Annotated in this window: 1 protein-coding gene; it reads left to right on the forward strand. The window is 45.2% G+C overall.

Annotated elements, in window-relative coordinates:
- Positions 1 to 346 (forward strand): cytidine deaminase (locus IQP38_RS18375; protein ID WP_193837854.1); only part of this gene is annotated, 346 nt, incomplete at its 5' end.
- Positions 347 to 392 lie beyond the last annotated feature (46 nt).

The following is a 392-nucleotide window of genomic DNA, read 5'->3' on the forward strand; positions in this document are numbered from 1 at the left end:
TGGTTGGGGTGGAGCTGCGGCTGTTAGAACAGAGTCAGGAAAAATATTAACAAGCATTGCTCCTGATACTAAAAACGATGCTCTTTCACTATGCATGGAGGTGGGAGCGTATTTAGAGGCTCACAAACTCAATGAGCGAGTGACCCACTCATTATGCCTGTGTCGTGAGAGCGAGAACGATGAATTTCTAATTTTGTCACCATGCGGAGTTTGCCAAGAGCGCCTCGTCCATTGGGGTGGGGATGTCAAAGCAGCAATTACGACTTCAGGGAATGCATTGGTTTTCAAGACTATACGAGAATTAATGCCTCATCATTGGTCACTTGTAAACGGCAAAGCGCTATAACAAACTGTTTAAGAGTGATTCGCAACGCGTGGCATTTTTACTATGC

The sequence above is a fragment of the Vibrio sp. OPT41 genome (assembly GCF_015163595.1).
GTDB lineage: Bacteria > Pseudomonadota > Gammaproteobacteria > Enterobacterales > Vibrionaceae > Vibrio > Vibrio alginolyticus.